This is a genomic window from Pseudomonas sp., assembly GCF_037994325.1.
GTDB lineage: Bacteria > Pseudomonadota > Gammaproteobacteria > Pseudomonadales > Pseudomonadaceae > Aquipseudomonas.
Window position 1 is genome coordinate 1 of sequence record NZ_JBBNAH010000619.1, and the last position, 1,849, is coordinate 1,849.

2 protein-coding genes and 1 pseudogene are annotated in these 1,849 nt (G+C 50.4%); 1 reads left to right on the plus strand and 2 read right to left on the minus strand.

The window, feature by feature from the left end:
- Window positions 1–766, minus strand: a 766-nt coding sequence (locus AAAB16_RS20540; protein WP_340664995.1) for a trypsin-like serine protease, incomplete at its 3' end; no start/stop codon positions are given.
- A 164-nt stretch (window positions 767–930) separates the two neighbouring features.
- Between AAAB16_RS20540 and AAAB16_RS20545 the strand changes: the two are divergent.
- Window positions 931–1,038 (plus strand): annotated as a pseudogene (locus AAAB16_RS20545) (AraC family transcriptional regulator); the annotation flags it as partial.
- Window positions 1,039–1,200: 162 nt separating this feature from the next.
- On the opposite strand, the gene AAAB16_RS20550 reads toward AAAB16_RS20545, so the two are convergent.
- The coding region (locus tag AAAB16_RS20550) for a hypothetical protein (RefSeq protein WP_340664996.1) at window positions 1,201–1,849 on the minus strand (649 nt) is incomplete at its 5' end.

The window sequence follows — 1,849 nt, forward strand, 5'->3', positions numbered from 1 at the left end:
TGTCTACGTAGAGGCGTTGGTTCGAAACTCTCACTTTGCTGATCCAAGGTATAGCCGATTCACCTATATCAACCGAGCGCATTTCGCGGGCATGCTGCATCTGCCTGAGCAATGAAATTGTGGTGGAAAGCCCGTGATACTCACCCAGTGTATGTTCAGGGTTGGTCTCGGACAGTATGCCTACCAGCAGTCCATTGATTATGAGCGGCCCTCCCGAGTCCCCTCTTTCAACACCACCATTGCGTCCGACCACTTGAAGGACTTCACGGGTCTCCTTGGTATGCCCATGGTTTTTTAACTTTATGCTAAGACTCTTCTGCACACCGTTAGCGTGTCCGTATGCGGTGCCAACTGTGCCAGCGGGAAGTATGCGTTTGTCGGCCAGATAATTTGGCCCTATTGTGGGGTACTCCTTGAGTGGATGCGTTTGGGCCAAGGTAATCAATCTGATATCTGCGCCGCCTTCAACGGAGTAATAAGCCTGCGGCGCCGCTCTGCTGCCATCCGGATAGATGATTTCAGTCCATGGACAATGTGCAGCGGTGATAACTAAATCGGGACCAAGGGCTGCGCCGCTGCATGTTATGCGCTTACCATTTTCCCGGCCCATAAGTTGTACAACCCAGGGTTTCGCTGAGGCAGCTCCGCCAGAAATTGCCAAGGCTGGGAGAGCTGAGCCTAACAACGCAATTGTCGCAGTAACGCTGAATATGGTTGTTGTGATTTTTCGAAGTGTATGTGCTGAAGTAATCTCTAAAAGACGCATCGTGATGTCCTTGAGAATTATAAAATTGATCAATGTGAAAATTTCTGGATATTTTTTTGCCGTATTTAGAGTCCTCAGTAATTATTTCTTAATGCGGAAAATGTAGCGTTACTGCTTTTTTATGGGCATGTTTGAATGTGCGGTGCGACTTTTCTGGGTGAAAAGTGATCGTTTAACGCAGTGAGAACTCCGAACCCTGCACCTTTTACCGCGCGTTCAAGCGCTGGGTCGGGGAAACACCGATGGAGTTTCGCAAGCGCGGCAAGCCGTAGGGCCAGTCACCAAGGCGCCCGAATCCAGACGTAATCCGGGTGCGGGCAAAGCGGGTGGCCGTTCGATAGCCTGGGCTTGGCGGGTCCGTTTTAATTGCGGTAAAGGGTTCTGGCTGTGCCTGGCGTGGCGAATTAACTTTTCGGCACGGCAGGCACTACGCTCTACATAGGCGGTGGAGTTGCGGTTGCCGTGTTGAAGCTCTCGATACCGTCAACATCGCTTTCATAAATTAGTTCTGAAGCCTCAGGCGTATGGGGCCCAGCGCCTAGATCGATACCGATCTGAATACGATCGCCGTCGTTGACCAGCGTGTTAGGCGAAACGATGGAGCCACCATCAACGTTTATTTTGCTGCAGTAGTAAGAAACATCGTTATGAACATTGCCGGCGTAGTTACCGTTAATCCAGAAGAATAAATTTTTGCCGGAGTGCAGGAGCTCAGTGTTCAGGGTGGCTGACAGTTTGCCGTTTTCGACAGTTACCGTTTGAATGCCAGAAGGTCGGCCGCTGTAGAGCAGCACTGAAGCTTCCGGGGCGTTAGTGCTGGTTACTACGCCGATCTGGATAAGGTCTCCGTAAAGAGGAGGGCGGTTTGGAAAGGTGAAGATGGACGCGCCATCTATGTCGTGTTTGTGGGAGTATAAGTAGCGGTTGTTTTGAACTTCGCCGGTGTATCTACCGTTAATCCATACAACGATTTTGTGCCCTGAGTTAATCAATTGCGAACTCATGGTGACCGCCAGTTTGCCGTCTTTGATATTGACTGCTTGGATGCCCGATGGAACAGACTCGTAAAGTAATGTTGAGCTT